Origin of the sequence: Bacillus sp. FSL K6-3312, assembly GCF_038007485.1 — a bacterium.
GTDB lineage: Bacteria > Bacillota > Bacilli > Bacillales > Bacillaceae > Bacillus > Bacillus pumilus.
The window spans coordinates 185,552-200,352 of record NZ_JBBOXI010000001.1 but is presented as its reverse complement, the minus strand read 5'-3'; the positions used below and the strand labels follow the sequence as shown (position 1 = coordinate 200,352).

Sequence of the window (14,801 nt, the reverse complement as noted above, 5' to 3'; positions counted from 1 at the left end):
TTTTAATGAACCGCACGGTATCGATAACAAAGCACATAAAATCCTGCTCCAGCCACTAGGGATACAATTGTTGTCAACAAGCCATCAGTGATTAGATGAATGCTAATCATAACCATAGCACTGATCACAGACGCAAATAGCAATGATCGATAATAGGCGGCCAAAGCAAAACTCCTTTCTCTTCTCAGAGGCTGCATAAAGGCAAAGAGCCGTATGGCCAAAAACCATATATAAACTCCTCCACCAAATAAGGTCCAATACAATACATCCTGAATCTCAATTAAATAAAGAGAAATCAAGTAGAACGCATACAGCCAAAAGGTTTGAAACACTTCTAACAGAATGATTTTTTGATATAAAGCACCTGGAAAAAGATAGAGCACTCCTGTTTGTGCATGTCTTACAATCCCAGCATAATATGAACTAAAAAGAACGGATGAAGCGATGACGATTAAGAATAGATTCAGCCAATCAGAAAAATAAGTAAGGACGACATAGTAAGTACCAATTAACAGCATGGTAGATAACAAATGAAAGGCAGCATACTTTTTTACCAGCAATAATTCAATCCAAAGAAAAGCCCAGCTACCCGTTAATGACGAAAGCCCCCACCACGTCTTGACCTTTTTTTGAACAATTGGACTTGATTGAATATGTTTCCCTTCAAATTCCTCCCAGAATACTGCCTCTTTGACTAAAGACTCCTTCATCTCTAAACGATGACTAGCCCTATACATCATGATGAAAGATAGGAACATTACTCCAATAAAGATGAAGAAAGAAAGAATGGAGAACTCTTCGATCATACGTCCAGCTTGAAACATCAAAGAATCAGCAATGTTCATCAAGAAGGGCTGTTTCATCATGAATTGATTCAAAACCAGCAGTGCAAAGAAGCCAAACATCAATACAAAACCGAGTATGAGCAGGCGCTTATATACTCGAATGGTTCTAGCACAAGACATCGCAATCATCCAAGTTTCAGCCAAACATAACAGCCCTGTCAGGATGAGTGATTTTCCAAGCAGAAACGGGTACTGCTGCGTCATAAAAAACAGAAGTAGATCCGCAGCCACAGCAGAAACAATGAGAAGAGCCCCTCGCCAAAAAATGTGATACAACCATACACTGATGACAACTGTCCATAGAGAAGCACCATTTCCATATAACCAAATGATATCGTTCATTTGACTAGGCAGCCGATTTGTAAACAAGCCAAACCCCGTATAGAGAACAAACAAACAGACAATGATCCACCCAGCTGCAACCGCATTCCAATCACCCATACTTGAAACTGCGCTTAGCTGAAAACCAATTGCCGCAATGAAAAGAAGTAAGATCAGAAAAGGCATTTTCTTTTCTTGATTTTTACTGATCAAGCGTCTTTGAGATTTCATCCATAAAAGGGAGAGTGTGTTATTCACTTGACCACTCCCCCAGAAGTTGAATGACTTCTGCCCTCCACTCACTCTGTTCTTCCTTTAATTGAGGAACATCCATATTCTTCATGATGGTACCGTCTCGAATCAATATCACCCTGCTGGCCGTATCAAGAACAAACTCCAGACTATGTGTCGACACAAAGACCGACCCACCTTGACTGCTTTTTTGTCTCAGCCAATCCGCCAGCCACTGTTTTGACGGAATATCTAACCCTACAGTCGGTTCATCTAATATAAAAAGGGAGGCATCTTGAACAATGGCCCCTGCTAAGACGACACGCTGCTTTTGGCCTCTTGACAGCCTTCCGCACAGTTCATTCATCTTTTTTTCCATATGTACTTCTTTCAACGCTCCATATACCTTTTCCTTGATCTGTTTTAAGCCTTTATGATATCCACGAGCACGGAATTGAACATGTTCAGCAGCCGTTAAGTCTGGATACAAATACGGCTGATCAGGAATAAGAGCTACTTGTTTTTGGACATAGGAATGACCAGGCGGGAAACCCTCAATGAGAATTTCCCCTCCATCTGGTTTATATTGCCCCGTTAAACACCGAATCGTTGTCGTCTTCCCGGCACCATTAGGTCCGAGTAGCGCCACAACCTCACCTGCTTCGATGGAAAACGACAGACCCTCTATCCCATCACCATTGCTATATCGTTTGCTTATATTCTGAACCTCCATGAATGGCATCAAATCTCTCCCTTACTATTAGAGTGATGTATGCTGAGGCTTCTTAGTATGTATATATCTCTGAAATTTAAATTGCCACAAGGGCATACACACAAGCACCAAATTGTGAATGAAATGTGCCACAAGTACACAAATAAATCCATAATTCACAAAAAGATAACCAAGGAAACATCCAAAAGTGAAAAGGTGCGCCCAGCGGACCCATCTTGGATCATACCCTGTAACTTGATGCATGATTGCCCATAAAAAAGATGATAGTAAAATTGACAGCACCGTATTATTACTTAACCATAAAAATAAAGAAATCATTAAAAGTCGGTATATGACTTCTTCTCCTATAGAACTTTGCAGACTCATATTTAGCCCTTGTCTTAAGGTAAATCCAGACAAGAACATACTTCTATTTGATAATTCTGGAGATATACGCAATCGATTTATTTTCTCTAATAGATAAAAAATAAATGAAGTGATGCCTAGACTAATAAGTCCACCGCTAAGACCAATAAAAATCTGTTCATTAATTCGATCTAAAAATGCTAAACCTAATTTATTCGCAAGAGCCCCCCCTCCCAATGAACATATAAATACTACAAATCCTGTCAATAATCCTGCAAACATCGTGGAGAGTATTCCAAGTAATTTAACCGTATGAACACTCATCCTAGCATCATAAGCATTTACAATTGTTAACTGTATATCTTCTTTAACCGTGAGTGATTGTACTAAAACAATGATTAAACCTAGTATAAGACTAAGTATGATTTGAGTTTGAACATCCATTAAGACTAAAACTAAAATAGCCACAACCATCGCAGCAGCTGATGCTAACATACCTGATATCCCAAAAGTAGATTCGACTTGTTCATCTCGTATTACTTTATTCATCTGATCTGTTAGAATCTCTGTATCTGTACCAATATAAGTAATGACACCAGATTGCATTTCAACTGTTATCTTAAGTCGAACATCTTCCTTTTCAGCAATATACCAATATGTTTTGACTTCACGAAAATCCTCCTCCTTTGAACCCGAACCAGTAGGCTGTGTCTTAGCCCATAGTCCTGATTAAGAATAAGTTAGTTGATCCTTTAACCCTTCTGGTGATATTTTATTAGCTTTATTAGATAATGATGCTTGCCTAACATCTGCATAAAAAAATGTTACTTCATGCTTTGCGTTTACTCCTATCACAAAAGATTGATGTTCATGAACAAAGCGAACACGCCAAGACTCTACCAAGCCCATTTCGTGAAGTACACGTCGATTTTTATTCAGTAAACCTAGGTGATGTAGTTTATTCACTGTATCGTGGTCATACCAATAGACTGAATATACATCCCATTCTTCTACATCTACGCCTACAAATTCTTTAATAAAATTGATACTGACTTTTCTTGCCTCACTTTTATCTAAAAGATTTGATTCTATAGTTGATACTCTATACTTCATGAATAGGACAAGTCCTATCACTCCTAGAGCTGTCCATAAAATGAAAGTAATACTATTCATATGCAGCTCCTGCTTTCATCTCATTTTCAAATGGAAGGTCTGGTTCTGAAAGTTCAATTTTCCCAATACATTTACAGTTTTTCACTTCACATTTCAATTTCATTAGCCGTGCTGGTGAGCCAATATCAAAAAAAGAATCTGTTAGAATATGACCTAAAGAGATATCCTCTAATTGACAAGGTGTCACATACCCGTCTGCTCTGATATACCAAGCCAGGTAACCAGGTGTACAAAAATCAGTTGTAAAAGTACTTTCTTCGTGTTCCCAATCGATTATATTCAGGTGATGTTCCCATCTATGACGTGCCTGCTGTAATTGACTCTGAACACGCTGTTCAAATGACGTCTCTAGTGCTTTAAAGTTCTTTGCAGCTCGCCCAACAGATAAGGTCTTACCAGCACGAAAAATGGAGGCATTTGCTCTTGCACAATGATCAATAACCTCTGTTACTTGATCAGCGTTTATTTCATTGATCGTCATTGCAACAATTACAGGAACATTCATCTCTGCAAAATGTTTGATGGTTTCCATACTCTCTTGAAAAGCACCTTTTCTTCCTCTTAAGGAATCGTGAGTTTCGCTCGTACCGTCAATACTAATTTGTACAGTTACATTGCCCAAATGACTAAGAAGTTCTACTTCTTCATGTCTCCAGTTTAGTCCATTGCTAAACACATTTACATTCGTAAATAATGAACTGGCTGCCATTACAATCTCTTTAAAACCTTTGATTAACTTTGCTTCCCCCCCAGTTAAAGTAACATCAGCTACTCCCTGGGCTGCTAACTTTTGCATCACTTCGATCCATTGAGAACATGTTAACTCATCGGGATAAGGCTTCCCAGAACTGGCATAACAGAATGAACAACCTAAGTTACAGGCATTGGTTAATTGCAGGGTACAGCTAATAGGTAAATAAGACTGTAGCGATCCAGAAAATTGAATGGGCTGATCCAATAACCCCTGTGTCCAAGCCTCTGTAAAAGGGTGGGCACTCAACTCTTCACGCAACTGATCAGCTGTCAGCTCTTCTTTTTTAACGATCTCCCAAATACGAGCAGTTTTGCTTAAATCTTTATTCTTAGATAATAAAAATGCAAGTTGAGCGCCTCTTCCGCTCAATCTAAAATAATACATTGATTTTCTATCTATCATGACGGCCCCATGAGGCTGTAAATGGATGGATAATTCAGGTAACTCATATTTTGCAATTTGATTATTCGACATAAAAACACCCCTTTTTATAGAATAAGGAGTTAGCAATGTATGCATAACTCCCTATGTTACTCATTAAAGAGCTCGCATTGCAGGATGTGGAAGTGCACAAACACGTGTCATCGGTATACTCTTTGAGGCCCAGCACCCCATACATCCAGCAGCCTTTACAATTGACGTACCACCTGGACGTTTAAGGTCTTTTTTACTCACAGATTCCCATTCTTTTTGGTTTCGTTTCATAAGTAAAACCTCCTCTTAATTGTTGCATAGTGTCAATAGACCCATCTGCTATGCACCCTGATATTACCATATGAAAAATGTCGAAGTAAGGGGAATTGTGTAAATAATTCTAAAAATAAACTTAAAAGGTATTTATAGTATATTAATTAGATGCTCAATAAAAAAGATTGGCTGCGATACTCCAATCTTTTAGACAAACTTTGTCGTTTTTGAACTAATGTGAACAAATTTTTTTGCACTATTTTAACTTAACAAGCTCCGTCACCAAAAACCATCTCCTGACACGCCCAAGCATCAACCTCTACCTTAAGAGCAGGAGAAGCCAATGCCACCACATAAATCATCGTCATACAAGGCAGATGATCACCTAAAAACTGCCCCATGATTCGTTTTCTGCTCTCCGCATCGAACTCTCCTACGAGATAAAATACTAGTTTCGTGATGTCCTCTACCGCCATGTCTGCCGCTTCTACGTTTCGTTTCACATTTTCTAATGCTAATTCGAGCTGCTCCAACGGACTCTCTGGGATGGTTCCATCAGCCTCCATCCCCACTTGACCTGATAGGGTTAACCACCGCTGTGGTCCTGTTGTTTCTATTTGATGAGCATAGGGTGCAACTGGCGGGTGAATGGTCTCAGGATTTCGTGATGTTCTCATGAATAAAACCCCTTTTCTGAAAATACAGTCAATTTTTATTATCATATCAAAATTTCAACCGTATTCAGATTTTTATGCTCATAGTAAACCTGAAGAAACAATCGCAACCGCCTGCTATAATTCTTGTTTTCTAAAAAGAAACCATCCGATGAGAAAAAAGAAACCAATCAATACCGATACACCTAGAAAACTTGTAAGTGCCTGATCCGAATAAGTCCCTCTATGAATCATCTCCTCGGCCGCACTTGTCACGCCTTTAGGCGCAAACTTCCCTAATGTATCCTCATAAAATGAAGGAACGGTAAATAGAATAAGGTTGATCAAAAGCGATACACCGCCAGCTGTGACGGAACGTGTAAAGAATGCCGAAGCACAAATGGTCGATACCACAATCAGCAATAAATTGGGGTAATAAAGAAGCGTTCCTTTTACCACATTGACCCAATCCAGATGCCCAAATTGGATGTCCACATAATAAACGGAGGCAAGCACCGCCACTACCAAACTAAACAAGGTCAAACAAGCATAGGCGCATATTTTCGAGACATAGTAACTCATTCGACTGATCGGTTTCACCATAATCATCGCCGTCACCCCAGAGGCACGCTCTCCTGCGATCGTCCCCATCACGATCATAATGAGAATAAAAACGCCAAGCGAATCAAATTTACTCAACGCACTCGCTAAAGCCTCTCCAGCGCTAGGCTCTGGTATATAAAATGTGGACCCTTCAGGTAGATTCGCTGATTTCGACAAAAGATCTGGCAGCATTTTGAGTGTAATAGGCTGTGTGATCATTAAAATCGTAAAAATGATTGGCACAAACAACAATTTATAACTAGTGAATAACTCCCTAAATTCCTTTTTCAACATCATCATGCCGTCACAACCTTCATGAAAATATCTTCAAGCGTCAGCTTAGATAGTTGATAATGGAGGAGAACACCGCCAGTTTCAGTGATGAGACGAGGCAGCTCTTTCAATGCCATTTGTTGATCGTTGACTCGCACCTGATAAGCGTCTCCTGTTTCAATGCATTCCTCCACCCAATCCCGCTCCTTTAACAAAGCCACTAGTTTCGTATTCTGTTGTTCTAATTGAAATTCAATCACTGGCTGGATATAGTCTGCTTTGATCTGTTTCATCGAAGAGGACATCTCAATTTTGCCGCTGTTGATCATAATAATATGATCCGCCACCCTTTCAATGTCGTCTAAAATATGGGTCGACATAAAGATCAACATCTCATGCTTTAGTCGCTCAATCAAAGTCAGGACATCTTTTCTTCCCATTGGATCAAGTGCAGACACAGGCTCATCCAAAATAAGAACCTTCGGGCTATTGATAAGCGCCTGTGCAATGGCAAGCCTCTGCTTCATCCCTCCGCTATAGCTTCCAATGGCACGATCCTTCGCCTCATATATGCGGCAAAGCTTCAACAGCTTCTCTGTTTTGGATCGAATGATGTTTTTCTCTAATTGAAATAACCCGCCAACCCAATGCATCCACTCCTGCCCCGTCATATCCTGATAAAATGCAGGCTGCTGCGGACAATAGCCAATCACATGACTAATGTCATCCATGTCCTTTGTCACATCCATACCCGCCACCTTCACGACACCAGTCGTAGGACGAGCAAGCCCCGTCAGAATCCGAATCGTCGTTGTTTTCCCCGCTCCATTGGCCCCTAAAAAGCCAACACATCCAACCTCCCCAACAGAAAACGAAACATTTTTTAAAATTTCATGCCGACCATACGATTTCGTCAGCCCATGACACTCCAGCATATTCAAGCAAATCCCCCCTACTAAGATTGTTTACGACCAAAAATGAAATACGCAATAGGACCGGCACTCGCCACAAACACAATCACCAAAGCCCAAACCCACTTCACTTCTCCTCTGATCCTTGATGGATCTCTTTTCAGCAAATCAAACAAACCAATTACCATTAAAATGGCTTGCAGCAAAATAAGAGGTAAAATCACCTTCATGTCCATCACGCCACTCCCTTTTCAAACGCCAATTTGTTTTGATATCACTTCTTTTGACGACATCAAGAGTGATTTCGTTCAAATGGGTTTTATTTTTATTGGTCAAATGGTCTATATAAAAAAAGCCCAGTGAAGGTTATTCACTGGACTTGCTTGTTATGGTCATGAAGAACACCGCAAAATCTTTTCCATTGCCTTTCCTTTTGCTAACTCATCAATCAGCTTATCTAGATATCGAATGTTTTTCATGGTTTCTTCCTCAATGTCCTCTACTCGAACACCACAGATGACGCCTTTGATTAAGCTGCGGGAAGGATGCAGCTCAGGAGCCTCGGCAAAGAAGTTTTCAATATCTATCTGTTTTTCTACCCGTTCCTGCAACTCTTCCGGACTGTACCCCGTCAACCAACAAATGATCGTATCAACTTCAGCTTTCGTTCGTCCTTTTCTCTCTGCCTTTGCGATATAGAGAGGATAGACTTTTGCAAAGCTCATTGTATAGATTTTAGGTTTGGTCATGTGTTTTTCTCTCTTTTTTTTTAAAATATTCAAGCTGTATGGCCTTCTCTATATGCTGCTCTCTTAGTATGCCTATTCTCTTTTTATTACCTGCATCTTTTTTGAAAGATCTATATTTATGAAATTGAACGAAACAGAATCCTAGAAATACACAAATCGGTCCTTCGACGGTAGCAGGACCGCCAATCAACACATAAGAGCTTATAAACAATGCGATATAAACGATGAAGAAAAAAATAATTCCCCTTTTCTCCTTTTTTAAATATTCACTCATAATGATTCCGCTCCCTTAAACATGTACGATCTTATCGAATCTATCTTTCATTTTATTTAGTTCTTTAGACACAAAAATACCCCTTTAGACAATTATATCTAAAGGGGTATAAAAAATCCGATTTTATTTAACTCTACTCCACCGTCACACTCTTCGCAAGGTTACGTGGTTTATCCACATCACACCCGCGGTGAAGGGCTGCGTAGTAAGCGATTAGCTGTAATGGGACAACAGATGCAAGTGGTGCAAGTGCTGGGTGTACAGCTGGAAGGACGAAACGGTCGCCTTCGTCTTCTAGGCCTTTTAGTGAGATGACACATGGGTTTGCGCCACGTGCAACGACTTCTTTGACGTTACCGCGAATGCTGAGGTTCACGTGCTCTTGCGTTGCAAGGGCAATGACCGGTGTGCCTTCTTCAATTAAAGCAATCGTGCCGTGTTTGAGTTCTCCGCCAGCAAAGCCTTCTGCTTGAATGTAAGAGATCTCTTTTAGTTTTAGTGAACCTTCAAGGCACACATAGTAGTCAAGTCCTCTTCCGATAAAGAATGCGTTACGTGTCACTGTGAAGAAGTCACGAGCGATTTGTTCCATTTCATCCTTTTGATCGACAAGGGCTTCCATTGCGTTTGCTACAATCCCAAGCTCTTTCACAAGATCAAAGTCAAGAGATTGACCATTTAATTCAGCTGCAACGGATGCAAGGATCGCAAGAACAGCGATTTGTGCTGTGTAGGCTTTTGTCGAAGCCACTGCGATTTCTGGTCCTGCATGAAGAAGCAATGTGAAGTCCGCTTCACGAGAAAGCGTAGATCCTGGTACGTTTGTGATCGTTAATGCTTTATGACCAAGCTCTTTGACTTGAACAAGTACAGCACGGCTGTCCGCAGTCTCCCCAGATTGAGAAAGGAAGATGAACAACGGTTTTTTCGATAGAAGCGGCATGTTGTAAGAGAATTCACTCGCTACATGGACTTCTACAGGTACTTTCGCCCAGTCTTCAATGTATTGTTTACCGACAAGTCCAGCATGGTAGCTCGTTCCACAAGCCACAATGTAAATGCGGTCTGCTTCTGCTACTGCGCTTGCGATATCGCCAGCGACTGACAGCTTGCCGTTTTCGTCTTGATATTCTTGGATGATTTTGCGCATGACAAGCGGCTGCTCATCCGTTTCTTTTAACATGTAGTGAGGATATGTGCCTTTCTCGATGTCGCTTGCATCTAGCTCAGCGATATAAGAAGGACGTGTCATGATATCACCGTCAAGGTTTTTGATGATCACCTCGTCTTTTGTGACAATGACCATTTCTTTATCCATTAATTCCGCATATTCGTTTGTTACTTGAAGCATCGCCATTGCGTCAGAAGCTACAACGTTGAAATCTTCTCCGAAACCAACCAATAATGGGCTTTTGTTTTTCGCCACATAGATTGTTTCTTTGTTTTCGTTATCGAAAAGGGCAATTGCGTAAGAGCCTTTTAGTTGAAGAAGCGTTTGACGGAAAGCTTCCTCTGTATCAAGACCTCTGCTTACAAATTGTTCGATGACTTGAACAACAACCTCTGTATCTGTGTCGCTTTTTAGTGGGACGTCTTGTAAATATTCGCGTGTCAATTGTACATAGTTCTCGATGACACCGTTATGAACAAGCGTAAAACGGCCAGAAGCACTTTGATGCGGATGCGCATTTAGATGGCTTGGTACACCGTGTGTTGCCCAGCGTGTATGTCCGATTCCAGCTGAAGATGCAACGTTTGCATCAACGACTTCACGAAGCTCAGCGATACGTCCTTTTTCTTTGAACACATGCACGCCTTCTTCGTTTGCCACAGCGATACCTGCTGAGTCATACCCACGGTACTCAAGCTTCTCTAAACCTTTTAATAAGATTTCCTTCGCATCATTCTGACCAATATAACCTACGATTCCACACATAAATATTCTTCCTCCCGATCATGTGAAAGGGACAAAGAAAGCCTACTAAAATAGAAGGGACATTTCTTCGTCCCTCTCTACATGTTTAATTTGGGAGATCATGTGTATTCCCTTTGTACAAAGAGTCACCTCTTTGCTTTAAAGAAACACTTACGGCTGTGATCTCTTTTTTGATCAGCCGGGAGGCATCCGCCGAAAATTCGATAACCTCCATCCTCGTCAACTAAGCATCTTTCGTCCGATCGCTTAGTTCGGGCGCTATAATTATAAGAGAGTTGCTGAACATCTACCCTGCCTTTCCTGATAGAATAAAAATCCAGTAACACAAGGATGATTGTACTATAAGGTCTGACCTCCGTCAATCACAATTTAGCAGGTGACCCCTTCCTTTAAGTAAGGGAGACCTCCATACACTATATGCGATGTGGCTTGTCACGTTCTACCTTTGATGTGCTCTCCTATGTATGAAGACAACAGGAAATTGCCCTCGCCTATAAGATTCGTACAAATCCATCCATTTATGACGTTTATTCGAAAAAAAAGCAAACCGCTACTAGCGATTTGCTTTCATCTATTACTCAATACCCATTTCCTCTTTCACAACAGCGGTAATTCGAGTCACATATTCATCACATAGCTCTTTTGTTTTCGCCTCTGCCATGACACGTACAAGCGGCTCTGTTCCAGATGGACGAACAAGAATGCGGCCGTCACCGTTCATCTCTTTTTCAACCTCTTGAATCACTGCTTTTACTTTTTCATTTTCTTCTACTTTATATTTATCAGACACTTTCACATTCACTAGAAGCTGCGGGAATTTTTCCATTTCAGCGGCAAGCTCTGACAATGTTTTTCCTGTTGCTTTGAGTGTATTGACAAGCATGATTGCAGAAAGCATGCCATCACCTGTCGTATTGTAATCAAGGAAAATCAAGTGGCCTGATTGCTCACCGCCGACATTATACCCATCCTTTTTCATCGCTTCAACCACATAGCGGTCACCAACAGCGGTTTGGATGCTCTTAATGCCTTGTTTCTCGAGCGCTTTATAGAAACCTAGGTTACTCATGACCGTGGAGACGACCGTGTCATCCTTTAATCGACCTTCGCCCTTCAAATAACGTGCACATATGTACATAATTTGATCGCCGTCTACAATATCACCTTTTTCATCGACAGCAATCAGACGGTCACCGTCACCATCAAACGCAAGACCAATATCTGCACCCTTCTCCTTCATAAAAGCAGAAAGTGCCTCTGGATGAGTTGAGCCTACACCATCATTGATATTCAATCCGTTTGGTGATGTTCCCATTGTGGACACATCCGCATCTAAATCTGCAAATAAATGTGTCGCTAGAGAAGAGGTTGCACCGTGTGCACAGTCAAGCGCCACGTGAATACCTGTGAAATCCTCGTCTGCTGTCTGCTTCAAGAATTGCAAGTATTTCTGACCGCCTTCAAAGTAGTCATTGACCGTTCCAAGATCCGCTCCAACTGGGCGTGGCAATTGGTCGACCGGCTGATCCATCAGCTGCTCAATTTCATTCTCCTGTTCATCAGACAGCTTAAAGCCGTCACCGCCGAAGAATTTAATTCCGTTATCTTGAACTGGGTTGTGAGAAGCAGAGATCATGACACCCGCTTCTGCGTCCATTGCCTTCGTTAAATAAGACACTCCAGGTGTTGAAATCACACCTAAACGCATCACTTCAGCCCCAATTGAAAGTAAGCCTGCTACGAGCGCCCCTTCTAACATATGACCGGATACACGTGTGTCTCGCCCAACGAGTACCTTTGGACGTTCTTTATCCTTCGTGAGCACATAGCCGCCAAATCTCCCAATTTTAAATGCGAGCTCTGGCGTTAATTCGCTATTCGCCACACCCCTTACACCATCAGTTCCAAAGTACTTGCCCATGTTTCAATCGCTCCTTTTTTACCATTCAAGAGGACGCTTCGTCCTCTTTTTTATCTTCTTTGATCCGCTGTCTTTGACTTGATTCTTTCTTTGCTTTATCTTGCGTGGATTCTTCTTTACTCTTCTCTTCCTGATCATCGTCATCAGAAGATGGCTTCTTCTGATCATTTGTAGACGCTGGCTGATCTTCTGTCTCAGTAGAAGTCAGTTTCACTTTGACCTTTGATCTCGATAATGTCCACGTCACATTTTGAGGACCGTTCACTTGAACTGTGACCTCATGAGTTCCTTCGTTCAAGTCCCCAACATTGATATAGGCTTCAACATCTGAAGCCTTTAGTTTATCAATTGCACTTTTTGATCCCTTTGCTGTTAACGTAAGTCGTCCAGAAGATGGGCTCACAAAATCAGAGGTGAGATCCTTGCTCAGACCTACGACAGAAATTGGTACATTATCGATCTTTTTTTCTTGCGCTGTTGCAACCTTCACTTTGATCTTCACCGTTTCGGGCGATACCTTTTTCACACCATCTGGCAGGGGAATGTCGGCATCAATCTCCGTATCATCTTTGATCTTGCTTAGGTCCAACTTGACACCATCAATAAAATCAAGCGAATCCAGCACTTTTTGAGAACCGTACACTGTGACCTCACTCGGGCTTGTCTCAATGCTTGAGATACTGATCCCATCCGGCAAACTGCCAGTCCGCTCTATTTTAAACGGAACCTTTTTGCTTGGACTTGAGATGGGAACTGTAATATTCACCACAGACGGACTCAATTCGACTGGCAGCTCATTCCCGCTGCTATCATATACAGTGAGCTTCGCTTCCTTTTCAATTTGCTGATCGACATCCTCTAGGTTCACAAATGCTTTAATGACAGAAATTTTGTCGATCACGTCCTTAGAACCTGTGACTGTGACTTTTTTCGGATTCACAATAGGCTGTTCAGGTGAATAGCCGTCTTTGATTTTATTTTGATTATAAAATTCGGTTTCCACAGGAAATTCTGCTGTTGTTTTTTCTTGTATCGTCACCGTCGTCACAGATGGATTGATCGATAGTGTGAGTCCTTTTGATACATCTCTTGCCTTCAGCTCCACTTTATGAGTACCTGTGGATAAATTCTGCATATCTGCATATATTTCAAAGTTCTTTGTTTGTCTTGCTGTTTTCACAGCACTCGTTGACCCTTTAATCGTCACATTAACTGTTTGCGGCACACCAGTAACGACGTACTTCTCGTCATCATAATACGCTTTAACAGGAATGTCAGTTAGGGTTGCTTCATCTGTCGTCGATGTTGGGAAAAAGGATTCACCGATTTTTTTCGGCGTGGGCGCTTGCGCTGAATTGACTGCACCATACAGCAATAAAGCGAAGACCAATGCAAAAAGCTTTACGGCCCAGCGATTATTCAAAATCTTATCCATTTTTCTTGCCCCTCCAATACCATTTGGTCGAGGAAGCATCTTTGCTGTTCTTACTAAATTCAGCAATCAGCATTTCTTCAAGCGCTTCTTCTGTCAATTCTCGGTGGAGATCACCATTTCTCGCGACAGAAATGCCGCCTGTCTCCTCAGAAACGATGACGGTCAAGCTGTCTGTCACTTCGCTAATTCCGACTGCCGCCCGGTGACGCGTCCCAAGTTCCTTAGAGATAAAAGGACTTTCTGACAGCGGTAAATAACAAGCGGCAGCTGCAATTTCATCACGCTTCATAATGACAGCACCGTCATGAAGCGGTGTATTTGGAATGAAAATATTAATGAGCAGCTCTGAACTCACCTTTGCATTCAAAGGAATTCCAGTCTCTATGTAATCATTCATCCCAGTATCACGCTCTATTGTCAGCAGCGCGCCGATTCTGCGTTTTGCCATATAGTTAATTGCTTTTGTAATTGCCTCGATCGTTTTCTGCTGCTGTTCCTCTACAGGTGTCCCGCTTCTTGAGAAGAAACGGCCGCGCCCAAGCTGCTCAAGCGCCCTCCTTAGCTCTGGCTGAAAAATAATAATGATCGCAAGGAATCCCCACGTAATCGCTTGATCCATCAGCCATTGAAGTGTGTTAAGACCGAGATACGCACTTCCCATCCTGACGAGAACAATGACCACAATTCCCTTTAAAAGCTGAACCGCTTTTGTTCCGCGGATGACCATCATTAATTTATATATCACATACCAAACAACGAGAATATCAACAGCATTACCGAGGTACTGCAAAATAGGAATATCCCCTAAAGCCATTTCCTCGTCCTCCAGAATTTTCAGTTATTCTTCGTTTGATGCATTTTTGATAAAAAAAGAGCCTATGTGTAAATACATAGCGTGGCTATTATATCACATTTTGTTTCAGCAAGGAAAACAGTTGCCATATATGGCTAGCGTGC

The 14,801-nt window shown here is 41.5% G+C and carries 16 protein-coding genes; all 16 read right to left on the bottom strand.

The features are described from left to right. Positions 1-2: 2 nt before the first annotated feature. The gene (skfF, locus tag MHI11_RS01150; RefSeq protein WP_340960206.1) at positions 3-1,424 is read right to left on the bottom strand and encodes a sporulation killing factor system integral membrane protein; all 1,422 of its coding nucleotides are present in this window, start codon (positions 1,422-1,424) and stop codon (positions 3-5) included. Further along, complete coding sequence (locus MHI11_RS01145; protein ID WP_340960205.1) at positions 1,417-2,139, bottom strand: ABC transporter ATP-binding protein; 723 nt, start codon at positions 2,137-2,139, stop codon at positions 1,417-1,419. The genes skfF and MHI11_RS01145 overlap by 8 nt, the downstream gene beginning before the upstream one ends. Before the next feature lie 18 nt (positions 2,140-2,157). Next, positions 2,158-3,081, bottom strand: a complete 924-nt coding sequence (locus MHI11_RS01140; protein WP_340960204.1) for a CPBP family intramembrane glutamic endopeptidase — start codon at positions 3,079-3,081, stop codon at positions 2,158-2,160. Between the two features lie 123 nt (positions 3,082-3,204). Then, a complete protein-coding gene (locus tag MHI11_RS01135) occupies positions 3,205-3,648 on the bottom strand; it encodes a hypothetical protein (RefSeq protein ID WP_340960203.1) in 444 nt (147 codons plus the stop codon). Next, entirely contained in the window at positions 3,641-4,876 is a 1,236-nt protein-coding gene (skfB, locus tag MHI11_RS01130; RefSeq protein ID WP_340960202.1) for a sporulation killing factor system radical SAM maturase, read from the bottom strand. The genes MHI11_RS01135 and skfB overlap by 8 nt, the downstream gene beginning before the upstream one ends. A gap of 63 nt (positions 4,877-4,939) precedes the next feature. After that, on the bottom strand, positions 4,940-5,107 hold the full coding sequence (skfA, locus tag MHI11_RS01125; RefSeq protein ID WP_106029705.1) for a sporulation killing factor: 168 nt from the start codon (positions 5,105-5,107) through the stop codon (positions 4,940-4,942). Between the two features lie 248 nt (positions 5,108-5,355). Then, on the bottom strand, positions 5,356-5,766 hold the full coding sequence (locus tag MHI11_RS01120) for a RidA family protein (protein WP_340960201.1): 411 nt from the start codon (positions 5,764-5,766) through the stop codon (positions 5,356-5,358). Between the two features lie 114 nt (positions 5,767-5,880). After that, complete coding sequence (locus MHI11_RS01115) at positions 5,881-6,645, bottom strand: ABC transporter permease (protein ID WP_340960199.1); 765 nt, start codon at positions 6,643-6,645, stop codon at positions 5,881-5,883. Then, positions 6,642-7,559 (bottom strand): ABC transporter ATP-binding protein, encoded by a 918-nt coding sequence (locus tag MHI11_RS01110; RefSeq protein ID WP_340960198.1) that lies wholly within the window; start codon positions 7,557-7,559, stop codon positions 6,642-6,644. Before MHI11_RS01110 ends, MHI11_RS01115 begins: the two co-directional genes overlap by 4 nt. A 14-nt stretch (positions 7,560-7,573) precedes the next feature. After that, on the bottom strand, positions 7,574-7,765 hold the full coding sequence (locus MHI11_RS01105) for a PLD nuclease N-terminal domain-containing protein (protein ID WP_185108652.1): 192 nt from the start codon (positions 7,763-7,765) through the stop codon (positions 7,574-7,576). A gap of 156 nt (positions 7,766-7,921) precedes the next feature. Next, on the bottom strand, positions 7,922-8,278 hold the full coding sequence (locus MHI11_RS01100) for a DUF2200 domain-containing protein (RefSeq protein WP_106066597.1): 357 nt from the start codon (positions 8,276-8,278) through the stop codon (positions 7,922-7,924). Beyond that, positions 8,265-8,552, bottom strand: coding sequence for a hypothetical protein (locus tag MHI11_RS01095; protein ID WP_340960197.1), 288 nt, complete (start codon positions 8,550-8,552; stop codon positions 8,265-8,267). The genes MHI11_RS01100 and MHI11_RS01095 overlap by 14 nt, the downstream gene beginning before the upstream one ends. A gap of 133 nt (positions 8,553-8,685) precedes the next feature. Then, complete coding sequence (glmS, locus tag MHI11_RS01090) at positions 8,686-10,488, bottom strand: glutamine--fructose-6-phosphate transaminase (isomerizing) (protein WP_044139155.1); 1,803 nt, start codon at positions 10,486-10,488, stop codon at positions 8,686-8,688. Between the two features lie 574 nt (positions 10,489-11,062). Continuing rightward, a complete protein-coding gene (gene glmM / locus MHI11_RS01085; RefSeq protein WP_044139154.1) occupies positions 11,063-12,409 on the bottom strand; it encodes a phosphoglucosamine mutase in 1,347 nt (448 codons plus the stop codon). 25 nt (positions 12,410-12,434) lie between these two features. After that, entirely contained in the window at positions 12,435-13,844 is a 1,410-nt protein-coding gene (locus MHI11_RS01080) for a CdaR family protein (protein WP_106036018.1), read from the bottom strand. Beyond that, positions 13,837-14,658, bottom strand: a complete 822-nt coding sequence (cdaA, locus tag MHI11_RS01075) for a diadenylate cyclase CdaA (protein ID WP_003217057.1) — start codon at positions 14,656-14,658, stop codon at positions 13,837-13,839. The genes MHI11_RS01080 and cdaA overlap by 8 nt, the downstream gene beginning before the upstream one ends. Positions 14,659-14,801 lie beyond the last annotated feature (143 nt).